19 protein-coding genes are annotated in these 18,998 nt (G+C 67.8%); 13 read left to right on the forward strand and 6 right to left on the reverse strand.

Annotated features, from left to right (window positions below; all coding sequences use genetic code 11):
* Positions 1 to 88 precede the first annotated feature (88 nt).
* Complete coding sequence (locus IBJ82_RS00460) at positions 89 to 499, reverse strand: AMP-binding protein (RefSeq protein WP_194824002.1); 411 nt, start codon at positions 497 to 499, stop codon at positions 89 to 91.
* 145 nt (positions 500 to 644) lie between these two features.
* Positions 645 to 1,448 (reverse strand): VOC family protein, encoded by an 804-nt coding sequence (locus tag IBJ82_RS00465; RefSeq protein WP_194824003.1) that lies wholly within the window; start codon positions 1,446 to 1,448, stop codon positions 645 to 647.
* Between the two features lie 298 nt (positions 1,449 to 1,746).
* Here IBJ82_RS00465 and ctaD point away from each other — a divergent pair, with 298 nt between their 5' ends.
* From ctaD to IBJ82_RS00520, 11 genes are all read left to right on the forward strand, one after another.
* The gene (gene ctaD / locus IBJ82_RS00470; RefSeq protein WP_194824004.1) at positions 1,747 to 3,489 is read left to right on the forward strand and encodes a cytochrome c oxidase subunit I; all 1,743 of its coding nucleotides are present in this window, start codon (positions 1,747 to 1,749) and stop codon (positions 3,487 to 3,489) included.
* An 81-nt stretch (positions 3,490 to 3,570) separates the two neighbouring features.
* Positions 3,571 to 4,800 (forward strand): phosphoserine phosphatase SerB, encoded by a 1,230-nt coding sequence (gene serB, locus IBJ82_RS00475; RefSeq protein ID WP_194825083.1) that lies wholly within the window; start codon positions 3,571 to 3,573, stop codon positions 4,798 to 4,800.
* A 79-nt stretch (positions 4,801 to 4,879) separates the two neighbouring features.
* Entirely contained in the window at positions 4,880 to 5,305 is a 426-nt protein-coding gene (locus IBJ82_RS00480) for a protease inhibitor I42 family protein (protein ID WP_194824005.1), read from the forward strand.
* Between the two features lie 72 nt (positions 5,306 to 5,377).
* Complete coding sequence (locus IBJ82_RS00485) at positions 5,378 to 6,160, forward strand: aminoacyl-tRNA hydrolase (protein WP_194824006.1); 783 nt, start codon at positions 5,378 to 5,380, stop codon at positions 6,158 to 6,160.
* Positions 6,161 to 6,300: 140 nt separating this feature from the next.
* Entirely contained in the window at positions 6,301 to 6,459 is a 159-nt protein-coding gene (locus IBJ82_RS00490; RefSeq protein ID WP_194824007.1) for a hypothetical protein, read from the forward strand.
* Between the two features lie 18 nt (positions 6,460 to 6,477).
* The gene (locus tag IBJ82_RS00495; protein ID WP_056812283.1) at positions 6,478 to 7,314 is read left to right on the forward strand and encodes an ABC transporter ATP-binding protein; all 837 of its coding nucleotides are present in this window, start codon (positions 6,478 to 6,480) and stop codon (positions 7,312 to 7,314) included.
* A 135-nt stretch (positions 7,315 to 7,449) separates the two neighbouring features.
* Positions 7,450 to 8,256 carry an NUDIX domain-containing protein gene (locus IBJ82_RS00500; protein WP_194824008.1) on the forward strand — a complete coding sequence of 269 codons (807 nt, stop codon included), beginning with the start codon at positions 7,450 to 7,452 and terminating at the stop codon, positions 8,254 to 8,256.
* Positions 8,257 to 8,266: 10 nt separating this feature from the next.
* The gene (locus IBJ82_RS00505; RefSeq protein ID WP_194824009.1) at positions 8,267 to 9,043 is read left to right on the forward strand and encodes an enoyl-CoA hydratase-related protein; all 777 of its coding nucleotides are present in this window, start codon (positions 8,267 to 8,269) and stop codon (positions 9,041 to 9,043) included.
* Between the two features lie 107 nt (positions 9,044 to 9,150).
* The gene (locus tag IBJ82_RS00510; RefSeq protein ID WP_194824010.1) at positions 9,151 to 10,128 is read left to right on the forward strand and encodes a class I SAM-dependent methyltransferase; all 978 of its coding nucleotides are present in this window, start codon (positions 9,151 to 9,153) and stop codon (positions 10,126 to 10,128) included.
* A complete protein-coding gene (locus tag IBJ82_RS00515) occupies positions 10,129 to 11,307 on the forward strand; it encodes a class I SAM-dependent methyltransferase (protein WP_194824011.1) in 1,179 nt (392 codons plus the stop codon). It begins immediately after the preceding gene.
* 67 nt (positions 11,308 to 11,374) lie between these two features.
* A complete protein-coding gene (locus IBJ82_RS00520; RefSeq protein WP_194824012.1) occupies positions 11,375 to 11,581 on the forward strand; it encodes a hypothetical protein in 207 nt (68 codons plus the stop codon).
* Here IBJ82_RS00520 and IBJ82_RS00525 read toward each other — a convergent pair whose 3' ends face one another.
* Together IBJ82_RS00525 and IBJ82_RS00530 are read right to left on the reverse strand one after the other, a co-directional pair.
* Positions 11,582 to 12,118 carry a DUF1697 domain-containing protein gene (locus tag IBJ82_RS00525; protein WP_194824013.1) on the reverse strand — a complete coding sequence of 179 codons (537 nt, stop codon included), beginning with the start codon at positions 12,116 to 12,118 and terminating at the stop codon, positions 11,582 to 11,584.
* A 65-nt stretch (positions 12,119 to 12,183) separates the two neighbouring features.
* A complete protein-coding gene (locus IBJ82_RS00530; protein ID WP_194824014.1) occupies positions 12,184 to 12,930 on the reverse strand; it encodes an acyltransferase in 747 nt (248 codons plus the stop codon).
* 120 nt (positions 12,931 to 13,050) lie between these two features.
* Between IBJ82_RS00530 and IBJ82_RS00535 the strand changes: the two genes are divergently transcribed.
* Positions 13,051 to 14,343, forward strand: coding sequence for a PQQ-binding-like beta-propeller repeat protein (locus tag IBJ82_RS00535; protein ID WP_194824015.1), 1,293 nt, complete (start codon positions 13,051 to 13,053; stop codon positions 14,341 to 14,343).
* An 11-nt stretch (positions 14,344 to 14,354) separates the two neighbouring features.
* Here IBJ82_RS00535 and IBJ82_RS00540 read toward each other — a convergent pair whose 3' ends face one another.
* Positions 14,355 to 15,347 carry a polysaccharide deacetylase family protein gene (locus tag IBJ82_RS00540; protein ID WP_228536374.1) on the reverse strand — a complete coding sequence of 331 codons (993 nt, stop codon included), beginning with the start codon at positions 15,345 to 15,347 and terminating at the stop codon, positions 14,355 to 14,357.
* 184 nt (positions 15,348 to 15,531) lie between these two features.
* On the opposite strand from IBJ82_RS00540, the gene IBJ82_RS00545 reads away from it, so the two are divergent.
* Entirely contained in the window at positions 15,532 to 16,842 is a 1,311-nt protein-coding gene (locus IBJ82_RS00545; protein WP_370585078.1) for a putative glycoside hydrolase, read from the forward strand.
* A gap of 38 nt (positions 16,843 to 16,880) precedes the next feature.
* On the opposite strand, the gene IBJ82_RS00550 is transcribed toward IBJ82_RS00545, so the two are convergent.
* A complete protein-coding gene (locus IBJ82_RS00550; protein WP_194824017.1) occupies positions 16,881 to 18,830 on the reverse strand; it encodes a TerD family protein in 1,950 nt (649 codons plus the stop codon).
* Positions 18,831 to 18,998: the final 168 nt, after the last annotated feature.

Below are 18,998 nucleotides of genomic sequence, written 5' to 3' on the forward strand. Positions count from 1 at the left end.
TCGCGTAGCTACCTGGGTGGTAGTACTCGCCGTTGCGTACTGCGCTCTATGTTCATTCTGAACCAGCGCGGACCACATCGGAATGGGTTCAGGAGACTGCGGCCAGTTCGGTGGCCGCCAGCGGCGCGTCGGAACTGACCAGATAGCGCTGCAGGGTCGAGCGATCGTCGAGCACCAGCCAGTTGCCGTTGTCGGCGAACTGGGCCCGATTCGCCTTGGTGGTGATCCCGAAACCGGTCGCGGCACCGTTGGTCGGCGACACCGGGATCGCACCGATCTTGCGCACCGCGGCCTCGGCGACGACCGCCTCGATCCGGGGATCGACCGCGACGGCGATCCGGTCGCCCGCCTCGGCACCGCGACCGAGCAGCACGCGGGCCAGGCGGTTCGCCCAACGATCCAGATCGGCGTCGGCGAGCTGCCCCGCGACGATCGGCGCGTCGGAACGGCGACGCATCTGGATGACGTTGTCGGCGGGTGCGGTGACCACGGTGCTCATCGGATTCCCCTTGAAGGCTTGTCGGCGGGTGTTTTTTGCTACACCTCTAATCTCGTCCTCGAGAGGGGAACCCGACAGCAACCCCAGCGTTGGTGCGCCGACTCCAAGGGGGATCGATTACCACCCCTAGGGGGTCGAACCTCGGTCAGCGGGCGTTTCCGCCGATGCTGAAATGCGCGCCGGTGGGGTCGATCAGGCCGGCGAGGCGGCCGTAGGGGGTGTTCATGGGTGCGAAGGCGACGGTGCCGCCGAGGGCCACCGCTTGTTCGGCGGACTTGTCGACGTCGTCGGCGCCGAAATAGACCGTCCACGAGCCGGGGATGCCCTCGGCGAGGTGGCCGCCCGCGTCGAGGACGCCGCCGCCCATGGGCGGGACGGCGTGAATGGTGGTGTAGCGGAAGTCCGCGGTGTCGGCGATCGTCAGGGTGTCGCGCCAGCCGAAGACGTCGCGGTAGAAGACCAGGGACTCGTCGTAGGCGCGGGTCATCAGCTCGAACCAGGACGGGACGCCGACGTGGTCGGTCCAGGTGCCGTCGGCGACGATGCCGACCGCTTCGAAGCCGGCGAAGGTGTCGGCCTGCCAGACCCCGACACCGATGCCGCCGACATCGGCGAGCACCGCCATCGATCCGAGATCGGCGACCGCCATCGGCTCGACGATCACATTGCCGCCCGCCGCGCTCGTCTTCGCCGTCGTCGCCAGCGCATCGGGGGAGTTCAGATAGACGGTCCAGCGGTCGGGATACGGGTCGCCGGGATCGTCGTGGCGGCCCATCGCACCCGCCACCGCCCGACCGTCCTTGCGCAAGGTTGTGTAGCCGCCGAATTCCTCGCCGCCGCGATCGGCGGTCCAACCGAACAGTTCGCTGTAGAAGGCGATCGCGCGGTCGAGATCGGTGGTGTAGAGATCGACCCAGGTGGGATCACCGGGTTTCGGGGTCAACGACATGACTTCTCCTCGGCTGAAGGGGGAGCGCGATAGAGACGCTGGCACGTTCGTGTGTCGGCATCGATCATGACGCGCCGACCGCCGAAAAGTCATCGCCGACAACCATTGCACCCACGCGACCTGCGGAGGAAGATCGGGATCGCGAACTACGGCGCGCCGAATACGACACAGAGTAGGACCCGCGCGGAATGCTGCGGCAGCACGGTTTACGATTCACTCCAACGCATGTCTGCTGCTGTCCGTCCTTTCAGGCGCGGCCGACGCTGCGAGTGACGTACAGGCATCTTCAGGAGGATCAGTGACTGCGGTAGAGCCCAGGCCAGTCCCTCAGTTGGAAGCGACTCGACCGTATCCGGCCCGGACCGGGCCGAAGGGCTCGTTCCTCTACAAGGCGGTCACCACCACCGACCCCAAGGTGCTCGGCACCATGTACTTGGTGACGGCGATCAGCTTCTTCATGATCGGCGGCCTCATGGCGCTGCTCATGCGTGGTGAGCTCGCACGTCCGGGTCTGCAGTTCCTCTCGCCCGAACAGTTCAACCAGCTGTTCACCATGCACGGCACGATCATGCTGCTGTTCTACGCGACGGCGATCGTGTTCGGCTTCGCCAACATCGTCCTGCCGCTGCAGATCGGCGCTCCCGACGTCGCCTTCCCGCGACTGAACGCGTTCAGCTACTGGCTGTACCTGTTCGGCGCCTCGATGGCGACCGCGGGCTTCGTGACCCCCGGCGGCGCGGCGGACTTCGGCTGGACGGCCTACGTGCCGCTGACCGACATCCTGCACTCGCCCGGTGTCGGCACCGACCTGTGGATCCTGGGTCTGGCCGTCTCGGGTCTGGGCACCATCCTCGGTGGCGTCAACATGCTCACCACCGTGGTCTGCCTGCGCGCACCCGGTATGACCATGTTCCGCATGCCGATCTTCACCTGGAACATCGCGGTCACCTCCGTGCTGGTGCTGCTCGCGTTCCCGCTGCTCACCGCGGCGCTGTTCGGTCTGGCCTACGACCGCCACCTGGGTGGTCACATCTACGACCCGGCCACCGGCGGCATCCTGCTCTACCAGCACCTGTTCTGGTTCTTCGGCCACCCCGAGGTCTACATCATCGCGCTGCCGTTCTTCGGCATCGTGTCGGAGATCTTCCCGGTGTTCAGCCGTAAGCCGATCTTCGGTTACACCACGCTGGTCTACGCGACGCTGGGTATCGCGGCGCTGTCGATCGCGGTGTGGGCGCACCACATGTACGCCACCGGCGCGGTGCTGCTGCCGTACTTCTCCTTCATGACCTTCCTCATCGCGGTCCCGACCGGTGTGAAGTTCTTCAACTGGATCGGCACCATGTGGCGCGGTCAGTTGACGTTCGAGACACCGATGCTGTGGTCGATCGGCTTCCTGGTGACCTTCCTCTTCGGTGGTCTGTCGGGCGTCATCCTGGCCTCGCCGCCGCTGGACTTCCACGTCACCGACTCGTACTTCGTCGTCGCGCACTTCCACTACGTGCTCTTCGGCACCATCGTGTTCGCGACCTTCGCGGGTATCTACTTCTGGTTCCCGAAGATCACCGGTCGCATGATGGACGAGCGTCTGGGCAAGTGGCACTTCTGGACCACCTTCGTCGGCTTCCACACCACCTTCCTGGTCCAGCACTGGCTGGGCGCCGAGGGCATGCCGCGTCGCTACGCCGACTACCTGCCGTCCGACGGTTTCACCACGCTGAACACGATCTCCACGATCGGTGCGTTCATCCTGGGCTCGTCGATGCTGCCGTTCATCTGGAACGTCTTCAAGAGCTACCGCTACGGCGAGGTCGTCACGGTCGACGACCCGTGGGGCTACGGCAACTCCCTCGAGTGGGCCACCACCTGCCCGCCGCCGCGCCACAACTTCTACGAGCTGCCGCGGATCCGGTCCGAGCGTCCCGCGTTCGAACTGCACTACCCGCACATGGTCGACCGTATGAAGGCCGAGGCGCACGTGGGCTGGGGCTCGGGTAAGCACAGCACGCACGTGTCCGAAGGCGCGCTCGCGAAGAAGTAGGACACCACCGAACGACAGGGTGTGCACCTGCTGGGTGACCAGCGGGTGCACACTCTTTTTGTGGGTAATCGAACGGAGCAGATCGACTTGGCCGACACCACAGTTCTCGTGACCGTCACCGGCCCCGACCGACCTGGCGTCACCTCGGTGCTGCTGGCGACGTTGTCCCGGCACCGGGTGAGCTTGCTGGACGTGGAGCAGGTGGTCATCAGGGGACGGCTCACCCTCGGGGTGCTGGTGTCGTGCCCCAACGACCCCGAGGCGTTGCAGGACGAACTCGAAGAGGCGATGAACACCGTCGGCATGCAGGTCGACGTGTCCGTGGACGCGCAGATCGGCAAGCCGCCGATGCCGACCCACGCGGTCGTGGTGCTCGGCGCCCCGGTCACCGCGAAGGCCTTCAGCGCGATCTCGCGGGAACTGGCCACCGGCGGCGCCAATATCGACTCCATCCGTGGCATCGCCGACTACCCGGTGACCGGGATGGAACTGATGGTCACCGCGACCGACACCAGCGACGAAGGCGACGCGCGGCTGCGCACCGCACTGGCCGAGGTCGCGGTCGCCGAACGGGTCGACATCGCGGTGGAACGGGCGGGGTTGGCCCGCCGGGCCAAGCGCCTCATCGTGTTCGACGTCGACTCCACCCTGATCACGGGCGAAGTGATCGAGATGCTGGCCGCGCACGCCGGCGTGGAGGACCAGGTCCGCGAGGTCACCGAGGCCGCGATGCGCGGCGAGCTCGACTTCGCCGAATCGCTGCGTCAGCGAGTGGCCACCCTCGAGGGTCTCGACGAGTCGGTGATCGAGGAGGTCGCCGACCGGATCGAGCTCACCCCGGGCGCGCGCACCACGATTCGCACCCTGCGCAGGCTCGGCTTCCGCTGCGGCGTGGTCTCCGGTGGCTTCCGGCAGGTGATCGAGCCGCTCGCGCACGAGCTGGAACTCGATTTCGTGCAGGCCAACACCCTGGAGATCATCGACGGCAAGCTCACTGGGCGGGTCGTCGGCGAGATCGTCGACCGGGCGTTCAAGGCGACCGCGCTGCGCAAGTTCGCCGCCGAGGCGGGGGTGCCGATGGAGCAGACCGTCGCGGTCGGTGACGGCGCCAACGACATCGACATGCTCAACGCGGCCGGGCTCGGCGTGGCCTTCAACGCCAAGCCCGCGCTGCGCGAGGTGGCTGATACGGCGCTGTCGCATCCGTACCTGGACGCGGTGCTGTTCATCCTCGGCGTCACCCGCGACGAGGTGGAAGCGGCCGACGCGCGTGACGGTGGCGTACGACGGGTTCCACTGCTCGGCCGGTAGCGTCACGCGGAATCGCGACCTCACCGACGTAGAGTGACCGCACAGGCACGTCGTCACCGCTCGTCACCGGGAGGTTGTTGTGCGCAGGTCATTTCTCGTCCTGGTCGCCCTGGCGGGTCTCGGCGGATTGACCGCCGGATGTGGTGGCGACGAGACCGAACCCTATGACGTCACCCTCCAGCCGACCGCCGTTCCGCAGTCCGCGGTCGATCCGCTGACGATCGAGCTGACCGCCAACGGCAGCACGGTCGTGGCCACGGTGGGCCAGCGCCTGCTGGTGCGTCTGCCGCGGGATCCCGCGTCGACCGGCGAGTGGGGCATGATCAATGCCGAGAAGGGCATCCTGATCGCCGACGGTGGGCCGACCAGTGAGGGCAACGCCACGGTGTGGCCGTTCCGGGCGATCCAGCGGGGTGTGACCGCGCTGCAGTTCACGTACGGGCCGTCCAGCGAACCATCGATCGGCCCCGAGCAGACCTTCATGGTGGATGTCCGGGTGAGCTGAACACGGTGAGGCCACGCGCCCGCGCGATTAGGCTGGCGCGCGGACTGGTGTCGATCGAACGGGTGTTGTGGCATGGGTAATGGGTTGGAAACCGAGGAGCAGGCCGAGGCCCCGGTCCGCGACGAGGCGGCCGAATTCGCCGCTCGGCACGCGGAATTGGCGCAGGGCTACGGTGGCACCGGCGACCCCGACGACCCGGCGATGGTGCAGGCGATGCAGATGGTGTTGCACATTCCCAAGATCGATCCGCCCGCCCGCAGCGCACTGCTGGAAGCCGCCGCCGCCGCGGCCGTCGCGGTGTGCCTCGACCCACGGTCGGGGCCCGGTGGGGAGTGGGAGCCGCGGTATCTCGCGTGGAAGCGGTCGCGGATCAGGAAGGTCGCCCGGCGCGCGCGTGGCGCCCAGTGGGCGGCCGCGGGCGACGTCGACGGGGTGACTGTCGATGTGGACGGCGCGCAGGCTCGTGCGTTCGTCCCCGGCCCGGTCGGGGAGATCGATCAGCGCGTCCGCAGACTCCAGATCGGCGGAACCGATCTCGACCATGACGAGCCGGGCCCGGTGGATCCGACGGTGCCGGTGCTGTGGGTGAACGCGGCGTTGGAGATGTCGGTGGGCAAGGCGGCCGCGCAGGTCGGGCATGCGAGCATGTTGCTGGCGGGCGCGCTGTCGGTGGACGCGGCGGCCGCGTGGGCAGGGCGCGGGTTCCGGTGCGCTGTGCGCGACGCGGACGAACAGCAGTGGGCGGGCTTGGTGGCCGAGGTGGCGGCGGGTCGTGCGGTGGCGGTGCGCGACGCCGGTTTCACCGAGGTGGCGCCGGGCTCGATGACGGTGATCGCGGTGCCGCCGCGGGAGTGATCGCATCGATAGGAATGAGGCGAATCCGGCAGTTACGTCGCTGTTTTCGCGACTCGCCGCGACAACGCGGTGTGGCGCCGGTGTCCCGGGGGTATACGTAACGGACAGCCAGGCACGTCGAGGTACAGGGAGGTTCCGCGATGATGACGACAATTGTGGTGATCCTGATCGTCTGGGTCGCGCTGTCGGTGCCTGTCTCTTTTGTCGTCGCGCGGATGTTGCGTAGCGAACTTCGCAACGCGAATGACCCGTCGGCGACCAGGATCGACGAATCTCGTACGGGCCGGTCGCTGCGCTGAGAGCCCGCGTGGGCCAAGATGGAGCGCGTGTCGCAACCCGATCCCGATTTGCTCATCGACTTCTCCGACGTGACCATCCGCCGCTCGGGCCGAACCCTGGTCGGCCCTGTCTCTTGGCAAGTAGAGCTCGACGAACGCTGGGTGGTGCTCGGCCCGAACGGCGCGGGCAAGACCTCGCTGTTGAGAATGGCCGCCGCCGAACTCCACCCGACCTCCGGTAACGCGAATCTGTTGGGGGAGACGCTCGGTCGCGTCGACGTCAGCGAATTGCGACCGCGCATCGGGTTGTCCTCGGCGGCGGTGGCCAGCCGGATCCCGGTGGACGAGAAGGTCAGCGACCTCGTGGTCTCGGCCGGCTACGCGGTGCTCGGCCGCTGGCGCGAGCGCTACGAGGACATCGATACCGAACGTGCCGTCGACATGCTGGAAACCCTGGGCGCCGAACATCTTTCCGACCGCACCTACGGCACTCTGTCCGAAGGTGAACGCAAGCGGGTGCTGATTGCCCGCGCGCTGATGACCGATCCGGAACTGCTGCTGCTCGACGAACCGGCCGCGGGCCTCGACCTGGGTGGGCGTGAGGAACTCGTCGAGCGCCTCGGCGATCTCGCCGCCGACCCCGACGCGCCCGCGATGGTGTTGGTGACCCATCACGTCGAGGAGATCCCGCCCGGCTTCACCCATGCGCTGCTCCTCAAGGAGGGCGAGGTGGTCGGCCAAGGGCTCTTGGGCGACGTGGTGACCGCCGAGAATCTGAGCAGAGCCTTCAGCCAGTCGATCGCCCTCGACCGGATCGACGGTCGGTGGTTCGCGCGGCGGGCTCGCCGTTCGGGCGGGCATCGGCGCCGGAACTGACCGCTGACGCGCCGTCGACCAAGCAGGCGTTAGGGTGCTGAGAGGTCGGCTGCGTTCGCAGGAGGTAGCCGATTGCGGCCGGGAGGCCGCGGTGTCGGCAGCCGAGCAGTCGGTTCGGTGGTGGAGAGGAACGGTATGAGTGAGTCCGGGGTCCCCGCGCGGGATGCGTCGACCGTGATGCTGGTGCGGGACGGCGAGGCCGGTATCGAGGTGTTCCTGCAGCGTCGGGTCAAGGCGATGGCGTTCGCCGCGGGGGTGACAGTGTTCCCCGGCGGTGGTGTCGACGCTGCCGACGGGATAGCCGATATCGCCTGGACGGGCCCCGAACCGGCCTGGTGGGCGAAGCGTTTCGCCACCGAAGAACAGAGCGCGCAGGCACTCGTCGCCGCAGCCGTGCGGGAAACGTTCGAGGAATGCGGCGTGCTGCTCGCCGGTCCGACCGCGGACACTGTCGTCGACGACTCGGCGCGCTATCGCGAGGCGCGGGGCAAGCTCGAGCGCCGCGAACTGTCGCTCGCCGATTTCCTCGCGAGCGAGGGCTTGGTGTTGCGCGCCGATCTGCTGCGCCCGTGGTCGAACTGGATCACTCCCGAGGCCGAACCCCGCCGCTACGACACCCGCTTCTTCGTCGCGGTGCTCCCGCAGGGCCAGATCGCCGACGGCGCCACCTCCGAGGCATCCCAGGTGATCTGGCGGACCCCGCAGGACGCTCTGGCGAGCTGGCGCGAGGGCGAACACGTGCTGATGCCACCGACGTGGTCGCAGCTCGACGCGCTGTGCGGGTTCGCCGACACCGCGGCCGTGCTGGCCGCCGACCGTGTCATCGAGCCGATCATGCCGAAGTACTCGCCGGGAGCGGGCGGTCGTCCCCTGTCGGACTTCCCCGACAGCGAACGGTATTTCGACGATCTGCCGCAGTTGGGTGCACTCGGCGGCCGGTAGGTTGTGGCCCATGGCCGAATTCGTGACCCTCGAGCTGCCCGCCGAGCCGACCACCCGTGGCGTCGCGCTGCTGCGCATCGATCGTCCGCCCCTGAACCTCGTCGACGCCCAGCTGGCCCGTGAGGTGGCGGCCGCGGCCGCCACGGTGGCCCAGCATCCGGGGGTCTCTGCCCTGATCGTCTACGGCGACGAGCGGGTGTTCAGCGCGGGCGACGAGATGTCGGAGCTGGCCGCACTCGACGCCGGTCAGGCCGCTGCCATGGCCGCCGATCTCCAGGCCGCGCTCGGTTGTCTCTCGCGGGTTCCGCAGCCGACGGTCGCCGCGATCACCGGCTACTGCCTCGGCGCCGGCCTCGAACTCGCGCTCGGCGCCGACCACCGGATCATCGGCGACAACGTGAAACTGGGTCTTCCGCAGATCAAAGCCGGCCTGATCCCGCTCTCCGGCATCCGCAGACTCTCCCTGCTCATCGGCGCCAGCCGCGCCAAGGACATCGTCTACACCGGCCGTTTCGTCGACGCCGAGGAAGCCGCGAAGCTCGGGCTGGTCGACGAGGTCGTGGCCCCCGACGACGTTCTCACCGCCGCCCGCGCCTGGGCCGCCCAGTTCGTCACCGCCGCCCCGCGCGCTCTCGCTGCCGCCAAGGCGGTCTTCGAATCCGGGCCGCACGGCCACTCCACCGCCGTCACCGAGTGGTCTGCCCTGTTCGACACCGACGACGCCCGCCTCGGCACCCGCACGTTCGCGGCCGACGGTCCGAACAGCGCTACCTTCACCGGAAAGTAGCAACCCACCGATAAGTTACTACCCGTTCCGCGCCGACCGGACGAGTGAAACGGCCGTCCCTCGTCCCAGCAGCGGCGTGCCGAGACACACATATTAGGCTGGCCTCTATGACGGTCCATCCCGACGACCCGGCGCCGAACCCCCACGCCACCGCGGCCCAGGTCGAAGCAGCGCGCAAAGACACCAAACTCGCCCAGGTCCTGTACCACGACTGGGAAGCGGAGACCTACGACGACAAGTGGTCGATCTCCTATGACGAACGCTGTATCGCGTATGCGCGCGGCCGGTTCGACCTCGCCGTCGGTCCGGCTCCACTGCCGTACGAGCGCGCGCTCGAGCTGGGCTGTGGCACCGGATTCTTCCTCCTCAACCTGATGCAGGGCGGTGTCGCCAAGAGCGGTTCGGTCACCGACCTCTCGCCCGGCATGGTCAAGGTCGCGCTGCGCAACGCCGAGCACCTCGGTCTGGATGTCGACGGCCGCGTCGCCGACGCCGAGACCATCCCGTACGACGACGACACCTTCGATCTGGTCTGCGGCCACGCCGTGCTGCACCACATCCCCGACGTGGAGCTGGCGCTCAAGGAGTGCCTGCGCGTGCTCAAGCCGGGCGGACGCTTCGTGTTCGCCGGTGAGCCGACCACCATCGGCAACATCTACGCCCGTCGCCTCGGCCAGGCCACCTGGAAGGTGACCACCGAGATCACCAAGCTGCCGTTCCTGTCCGGCTGGCGTCGTCCGCAGACCGAGCTGGACGAGTCCTCCCGCGCCGCCGCGCTCGAGGCCGTCGTCGACCTGCACACCTTCGACCCGAGCGATCTCGAGAAGAAGGCGAAGTCCGCGGGTGCCGTCGATGTGAAGGCCACCACCGAGGAACTCGCCGCCGCCCTGTGGGGCTGGCCGGTGCGCACCTTCGAGGCCGCCGTCCCCGACGAGAAGCTGACCATGCCGTACCGCCTGGCGCAGTACCGCGCGTGGCTCGGCCTGAGCTGGCTGGACGAGAACGTGCTGCGCAAGGTCGTGCCGCGCGAGTTCTTCTACAACGCGATGATCACCGGCGTGAAGCCGGACGCGGCGCAGAAGTAGGTGGGCTACCGCTTCGGCCGCGACGACGTCGCCTATCTCGGCAGTGCGGCAGGCCGTGCCGCGCTCGCCGAGGTCGACCGGCTGGAGCTGACCCCCGCGACGCACCTGCGCGATATCGAGCAGGTGCGTCGTTCGCACGATGACTCGGCGCCCGCGCTGATCGAGACCGTGCGATTGCGTCGCAAGGCCGTGGTGAAGCTGCCCGCGGCGGGCGAGTGGTTGTTCACCGACGACTCGCTGCAACAGGCGACACCCGCGCTGGTGGCCCGGCATCGGGCCGCTCGATTGGCCGGTCGCGCGGTCCACGACGTGACCTGCTCGATCGGTGCGGAACTGTCCGAGCTGGCGGCGCTCTGTCCGGCGGTGGTCGGCAGCGATCTCGACGATGTCCGCTTGGCGATGGCCGCCCATAATCTCGGCGCCGTCGGTCGAAACATCGTGTTGGCCAAGGCCGATGCCCTCGTCCCGACTACTCGTGACACCGTGATCATCGCCGATCCGGCTCGTCGAGCAGACGGTCGCCGTACCTACGATCCCGCGAAGCTCCAACCCCCGCTGCCGGATCTGCTCGCCGCGTACGCGGGCCGCGATATCGCGGTGAAGTCCGCCCCCGGTCTGGATTTCGACCGCCTCGGCTGGGAAGGCGAAGTGGAGGTCGTCTCCCTCGACGGCGCCGTGCGCGAAGCCTGCCTCTGGTCACCTGGCCTCACCGAGCCCGGCGTCACCCGCCGCGCCACCGTCCTGGACTCCCGTGGCGGCGCGACAACTCTCACCGATGCCGCCCCCGACGACATCCCCGATCGGGCTCCCGGCGAGTGGATCATCGACCCCGACGGTGCTGTCGTCCGCGCCGGCCTGGTTCGCCACTACGCCGCGAAACACGGCCTCTGGCAACTCGACCCACAGATCGCCTACCTCACCGGCGACACGGTCCCCACGGGCATGCGCGGCTTTCGTATCGAAGGCCGCTTCGAACTCCGTGAGAAGACCCTGCGGCAGGAACTCGCCCGCCGAGATTGCGGTTCCCTGGAAATCCTCATCCGCGGCGTGGACGTCGACCCCGATGCCCTGCGCAAGAAGCTCAAGCAGCGGGGCTCGACGCCGTACACCCTGGTGATCACCCGAATCGGCCGCGCCGGCGTCGTCTTCCTCTGCCGAGCAGTCGCGCCCACCCGCTGACAGCTCACGTGTCGGTGCCCGCGCCTAGTCTGTCGTCAGAGACAGCCGGACACGAAAGGTGCGCACGATGGCGGATGCGGTGGCCGAGACAGAATTCCCCCGGGGGATCGGCAAGGTAGCGACGCGAGAGCTGGCCGCGCACGGCTATACCAGCTACGCACAGCTCACCCAGGTCAGTGCGAAACACCTGCTCGCCATCCACGGCGTCGGGCCGAAATCCATCCGCATCCTCGGTGCGGAACTGACAGCTCGTGGGCTCGCCTTCGCCGACTGATCAGGCTTCCATCTTCTTCACTACCCGCTGCACCGTGAGCCAGGTGCGGGTGGTGATGTCCTTGCCGTAGGTCTTCTCGAGGCGGGCCATGAAGTCGGGGGTCTTGCCGGTGCTGTTGTCGATGACGGTGAGGAAGGCGCGGGCTTTGCGGTCGTAACCGATCACGCGGGTGAATGCGTCGTCGAAGGCTTTGGTGTCGGCTTCGCGCATTTTCGCTTTGAAGAAGGTGACGGTGAGGTAGGAGCCGCGTTCGTGAGTGAGGCCCTCGAAGGGGTCGCGGTCGAGGAGCGCGCGCAGTTCGGGATGGCTGCGGATGATGGTGCCGCCGGGGATACCGAGTTCGGCGTTGAGTGCCTGCTGAATGCGGTCTTCCAGGTCGGCGGGGTCGTCAGCGGTGCGGAAGACGACATTGCCGCTCGTCAGCACCGAGGCGACCTTCTCGAAGCCCAGCCCCTCGAACACCCCGCGCAATTTCTCGTTGCGCATGTTCGGGTTGGTCGGCATGATCCCCCGCAGCAACGCCGCATAACTCTCCACGGTGCTGACCGTACCGACCCCCACCGACAGACACTTCGCTTCCGGCGCCCGTGTCCGCGAAATGCTTAGGTCTTGGTCGCGGCGTTCTTCTTGCGCTCGATATCGGCCAGCGCAGCCATGAAGGCCTCGCGCTCCTCGGCGCTCGCATCCCAGGCGACCTTGCGGTTCTTCACGACCTTGGCGGGAGCGCCGACGGCGATGCTGAAGTCGGGGACGTCCCCACGCACCACCGCGTGCGCGCCGAGCACACACCCTCGCCCCACCCTGGTATCGCGCAGGACGGTCACCTTGGCCGCGATCCAGGTGTCGGGACCGATGCGCACGGGGCTCTTCACGATGCCCTGGTCCTTGATGGGCATGTTGATGTCGTCCATGCGATGGTCGAAGTCGCAGATGTAGCACCAGTCGGCGACCAGGGTCGACTCACCGATCTCGATGTCGAGGTAGGTGTTGACGACGTTGTCCTTGCCGAACACCACCTTATCGCCGATGCGCAGCGAGCCCTCGTGGCAGCGCAGGGCGTTGCCGTCGCCGATGTGCACCCAGCGGCCGATCTCCATGCGCGCGAAGTCCGGGGTCGCGTGGATCTCCACATTGCGGCCGAGGAAGACCATTCCGCGCAGCACGATATGCGGGTTGGCCAGGCGGAACTTGGCAAGGCGGTAATAACGCACCAGGTACCAGGGCGTGTAGGCGCGGTTGGCGAGCACCCAGCGCAGCGAATCCCTGGTCAGAAATCGGGCCTGCTGCGGATCGCGGCGGCGTGATCCACGCCAGCGCGCGCTCAGCGGCGCGCCCCACATGCTCGTCACGAACTACTCTCCCGTCATGATCCGCCGGGCCTGCCCCGGGGATTCGGTCGTCGGGTACACAGAGTACTTTCGCAGGGCACACTTACCGTGCCATACCCCATTACACAGGGAGATCAGCAGGTGCGAACTCGGACTCGCGTCGTTGCCTCGCTCGCTGCCGCCGGTGTGGTGGCGCTGGCCGGGTGCGGTACGGATGTGGACGACATCACCGTCGGTGCCGGAAAGGGTTGGCCCGCAACGCATCACGACGGCGGCAATGCGAGCAGCAGTCCGGTGTCGGGTGCGGACTCGGTGTCGCTGAGCTGGTCACGTCCGGTGGGTGGCCCGATCGCCCAGCCGTTGACGATCGGCGCCGACGGCCAGATGTTCGTCACCACGAGCACCGGCAACTGCGCGATCTTCTCCTTCCAGATGCTCACCGGCCGCAAACGCTTCTGCAACCCGCTCGGACCGTCGACGATCGAAGCCCCGACGGTGCTCGACGGGGTCAGCAATGTCTACGTCGGTGACGACGGCGCGGTGAATTCGTTCAACTACCTCGGCCAGCCGCGGTGGCGCACCCCCGTCGCGGGCGTCCCGGTGGCCATCCAGTTCACCGGCGACGGCAAGCTGCTGACGGTGACCCAGTCCGGCCAGGTCGACGTGCTCAGCCGTCAGACCGGCGGTCGCGAGGTGCCGACGGTGCAGTTGCTCGGCGAACCCGACTTCCTGAAATACCCCGGCCTCACCCGCCCCGCCTCCGGCGACGGCCTCGACGACTGCCAGGTCGGCGGCCCCCGCTGTGCCGTCGCGAATACCACCGCCGTCGACCCGTCGACCGGCCGTTTCTTCGTCACCGTCTGGGAGCCGGGCAAGCAGGCCGCCGCCCTGCGCGCGCTGCGCTACGGCGACGGCACCGTGACCCAGGAGTGGAGCGCCGAGATCCTCACCGGTGGCAGCGCGACCAGCCCGACCCTGTCCGCCGACGGCGACACCGTCTACATCGGCGACAACAGCAAGCGCCTGATCGCCCTCGACACCGCCGACGGCGCCACCCGCTGGGTTCAGCCCCTGCCGTGGGCGCCCCGCGGTGGCATCTCCGTCGCAGGCGATCTGATCATCCCGGCGGGCGACGACGGTTACCTGACCGCACTGCGCGACAACGGTGACAAAGCCGAGATCGTCTGGGAGCGCAAGGACCTCACCCTCCGCGGCACCCCGGCGCAGACCGCGGGCGACATCGGCTACACCGTCGCCGCCATCGGCGCGGGTCTGAATCTCATCACCTTCGACACCGCCACCGGCAACACCGTCGACTCCGACCCACTTCCGGCGGCCACCGGCACCACCACGGGTACCTCCATCGGCCCCGAAGGCGAAGTCGTCGTCGCCACCCGCCTCGGCGAGATCTTCGCCTTCACACCGGACGCCTGACCGGGTTCATCTCAGTACGGGTTGGCTCGGTCCTGCCAGCGCACGTCGAGTTCCGTCGCGCGCTGCCGGGTGAAGGAGATGCGCGCGGGGTCGCCGTCGGCGGTGTAGCGCTGGTCCGGGTTCGCGGCGAGCCAGTCCAGCCAATAGACCGAATCGAACGGGACCGCACCCCGGCCCGATCGGATGCGCGGCACCGCGCCGGGGTCGACCGCGCCGAACGGGGCCGGGGCGGGGTTGGAGCCCACCAGCATCACGGCGTCGAAGCGGTAGGGGGTGCCGTCCCAGGTGCCCGCGGTGGCCAGTGCGTGATCGCGGGGAAAGACGCCGAGCGGGAGCGCCATGGTGCGCACGGTGACGCCCGGAGCGGCCGTGGTCACCGCGCGCACGTTCTGCACGAGTTCGCGTTGTACATTGTCGGCGTCCAGGCTCGCGAGATTAGCGTGATCGGCGGTGTGCGCGCCTATTTCGTGGCCGTTGGCGATCAGCCACGGCAGCGCGCGCGGGTCGGCGCCGAAGGGGTCGTTGTTGACGTAGAAGGTGGCCACCGGCCGGAAGTCCGGGTAGCGGGCGCCGAATTCGGCGAGGATGCCTGCGGCACTGTCCGGTGCCACCGCGCCGGAGTCGGTGAAACTGACTTGGCTGCTGGTGGAATCGTCGAAGGTGAGCACCACCGGGTGCGTACCGGCGGGCAGGTCGAGGTCGCCTGCGATGTATTGCGCGGCGGTCACCGGGCGATAGTTCTCGCGGTACAGCCGTTCCAGTTCGTCGCGGAACTCCGCCGGGGTCTGGTCGTATTCGCCTGCCGGGTTCGGTGCGATCTGGTGATACATCAGCACCGGAACGAATCCGAGTTCGTTGGCGGCGATCTCGGCCGGATTCGGTGGTGCGGGTTTCGCTGTCGTCACCGGCGCGGCCGGTTGACCCGCCGACACCGCTTCGTTGTCCACCGCGGCACAGGCCGTGAGTGCGGCGGCCAGCGTTACCGCCGACGCGAGCCACAACATTGTGTTCGAACCGCCCATCATCAATGCGATATTACGCCGCGGCGACGGATTACAGTCGATCTATCGATACCGAGTACACCATGTCGGAACTGCGAAATAGTTGGCGCGTCAATGTTTTTGGAAGGCGGTGTTGACGTTGGGATTGCAGCTCCGATCGGCCGATCGACGGCGATGGATGGCCCCCGTGATCGGTGTCGGCCTCGCGGCGCTGGTCGTCTCTCTGGTGGCCGGATTCGCACTGAGTAGATCGGCCGAGTTGCCGTCCGCGGACACCGTGCCGCCGACGCTCCGGATGGCGCCGCCCGAGCCCGTGAGCTCCTATCGCGCGCCGGTCGTGGTGCGCGGCACCGCCGTCGACGCGGTGCGTATATCCATCGGACCGGATTCGGTGGTCCCCGCCGCCGACGGGACATTCGAGCTCTCGGTGCGATGGGCCCCGGCTTTCGAGGTCGTCGCGGTGGACGCCCAGGGCAATCAGGCCGCGAGCACCCTGGTTACGCAGAGCACGCTGCCGAGGATGCGCGCGGTGCACGTCACCGCGCACGCCTGGTCGCATGAGGGCCTGCGCGAAGCTGTCCTCGACCTCGCCCGCGAAGGCCGTATCGATACCGTGCAGCTCGATATCAAAGACGAGGACGGCGTGGTCGGCTACGCCTCCCAGGTGCCGCTGGCCGGCGAATCGGGCGCCACCGCAGCGATTTACGATGCCCCGGCCGCCCTCCGGCAATTGCACGACATGGGTCTACAGGTGGTCGGCCGCATCGTCGCCTTCCGTGATCCGACTCTCGCGAGCTGGGCCTGGCACAACGGACGGCCCGACTGGGTCGTCCAGAATCCGTCCGGTCAGCCCTATTCCAGCCACTACGGCCCGGTCGCCTTCACCAATTTCGCCAATCCCGAAGTACGGCAATACAACATCGCTCTCGCGGTGGAAGCCGCACAGCTCGGCTTCGACGGCATCATGTACGACTACGTCCGCCGCCCGGACGGCAGCCTGACCAGCATGAATTTCGCCGGACTCGCCACCACGCCCGCCACCGCGGTCGCGGACTTCCTCGCCGAGAGCCGCTATCCGGTGCACCTGGCGGGCGCACACCTGAGCGCCGCGGTCTACGGAATCGCCTCCACCCGCCCCGACGAGATCGCCCAGGACATCCCCCTGATGTCGCGCAGCGTCGACTTCGTGGCACCCATGATCTACCCCTCGCATTGGGGCCCCGGCGAGTACGGCGTCGCGAACCCGAACGCCCAGCCCTACGACATCGTCTTCCGCTCACTGCAAGACTTCCGAGCGGCCACCGCGGGCACCGGCGCGAAAATAGCCCCCTGGCTCCAAGACTTCAGCCTCGGCGTCACCTACGGCGACGCCGAACTCCGAGCCCAGATCGACGCCACCCGAGACGCGGGCATCGACAGCTTCTTCCTCTGGAACGCCGCCACCCGCTACCACGGCGGCGGCCTCGCCTCCACCCTCCCTGAGCCGCCCCACAGGTGAACGGCCCAGGATCGCAAATCCGCTGAGCGGTCGTCGAACTACTCGATCGGCTCCGTCGCAGTGACGTCGGCCTGTTTGGGGGCCGCGGGAACCCACTCGCGCAGAGGCTGTACCACCGATCCGTAGAAGGCATCGGTGGCCGTGGTGACGCTGGCGATGAAGCTGGCTGCGGTGCCGGAGCGCTTGCTGCCCATCGGAAAGGTCTGTTCGAGGGTGAACGAGACGATCGGGCTGGTGCGGCCGTCGATGAGTGACTTGGGGGTGGTGCGGACGGTGTCGAGGAATTCGCAGGTTTCGTTGCCACGTTCGGCGAAGACGGCTTCGACCTGGACGCGGCCCGATGCGTCGGTGAGCTGCTTGGTCAGCCAGGACACGCGCCGAGCCTGGGTGCCTTCGTCGGGTGCGGCGATAGTGGTGCGGCAGCGGACCTTGTTGGTCCGCACATCAGCGATGACGGTGAGGTCACCGGCGGTTTCGGGGATGCGTAGGACAGCTTCGAACGAGCCGTCGGTGGCCAGCCGCTCGGCGACGGCGGCGGCGCGCGCCGCCGGATCGGACTGGAACTTGCGGGCGAGAACATGCTTGACCTCGACGCCGAGCTCGGCCGTGAGTCGCAACGCGAGGTGCCTGCCCAGCGATACCCACGTGTCGGCGACCGTCAGAGCTTTCGCGTCCCCCGCCCGCAGGGTGCCCTGGGTGACGGCATCACGGACGGTGACCCAGTGCCTGCCCATGTCGACGAACTCGGCTGCGCCCGAACGGGGATGGTCGAGGAAGCGCAGGAACTCGGCGAGAATCCACGCTTGCAGTGCGTCGTCGATGCCACCGTGGGTGGCGAGCATGCGCGCCTCGTGGGCCACCTCGGCCCACGACAGATGGCGCAGTGCGACCTTCGTCAGCTTGCGGCGGTCCACTTGGACAGGCAGTTCGCCCGGCCCGGCGGGGATGTCGTTGGACAGGCTGACCACGGCGTCGTACTTCTTCCGCCGCGCGACATCGAGGTAACTCTCCAACTGATCACGCCGAAGCTTGCCGTTGCCCGTCTTCACTTCCAGCAGACCGGTCCACTGCTTGGCGCCGCGACTCACCTTCAGCACCGCATCCGGGATGACCTTGGTGTCGCCCGCTTCGTATTGCACTTCGAAATAGCCCTCGAAAGCTCCTGCGGGCGCGCCCATCCGGGCACAGATAGCGCGGGCGAAAGGCCGTACGGCCTGCATGGTGGCGATGAGCGCGGAGGTGGTGCGCCGCTCCTGTTCCTCACCCGCTCCCACCCCGATGACCGAGAACAAGCGAGCGGGTTGCCAGGCGTCGGATTCGGCCTGCCGGAATTCGATCGGTTTGGTTTTGCGCACCACGCGCCTGGTGGTCACCACGCCACGAGGCGGTGCCTGAACCGCCCGCGACTCGGGAGCAATGACTTCCGGCTCCGCTGTCTCGACGGCCGCAGGTTCGGGGTTCTCGACCGCGACACCGAAATCGGTGGCGAGCCCGCACAATCCCGAATCCCATCCCTGCCCGACGGCGCGCACCTTCCAGCTGCCCTCCCGTCGATATACCTCGCCGAACACGAACGCCGACTCTGTATCCGCGTCGGCGGTGAGATATTCGGCCAGCGAGTGCCCGGCGGGATCCATGACGTGGAACGCGAGTTTGCCCAGCGCCCCGAAGGTGCCCTCGCCGACGCTGCCCGCCAGCGCGATGGTGTGTACGTGTGCGGGAACCGCCGACAGCTCGATCGAGATCCTGGCCTGTTTTCCTTCCTCGGTCGCGCTCGTCCCGAGGAAACGCACTGAGCCGTCGGATGATTCGGTCTGGTTGTAGAAGACGAAATCAGCATCGGATCCCACGCGCCGATCGGCGCCGAGTAGCAGCGCGGAGGCGTCGACCTCGAGCTCGGGTTCCGGCCAGCCGATCACGATGTCGATGCGGTCGACATCCTCGGGAAGCGGAATGTTCTGGCCCTTGGACAGCAGCGGAGACGTCACAGTGGCGGTTCACCCTTCGATGGTCGGCAGTCAGTCGCAAGGCTGATGCAGCCGACCCACTCGCTGACCCCCCTTGCCGCACACCGCGATTCCGTGCGTGCCGAGGGTTGTCGGCGGTGAAACCTACTGTGTTACACAGATCACGTTTGAAGCGTCTGGTGAATGGTA

The organism is Nocardia sp. XZ_19_231, from assembly GCF_015355705.1.
Lineage (GTDB): Bacteria > Actinomycetota > Actinomycetes > Mycobacteriales > Mycobacteriaceae > Nocardia > Nocardia salmonicida.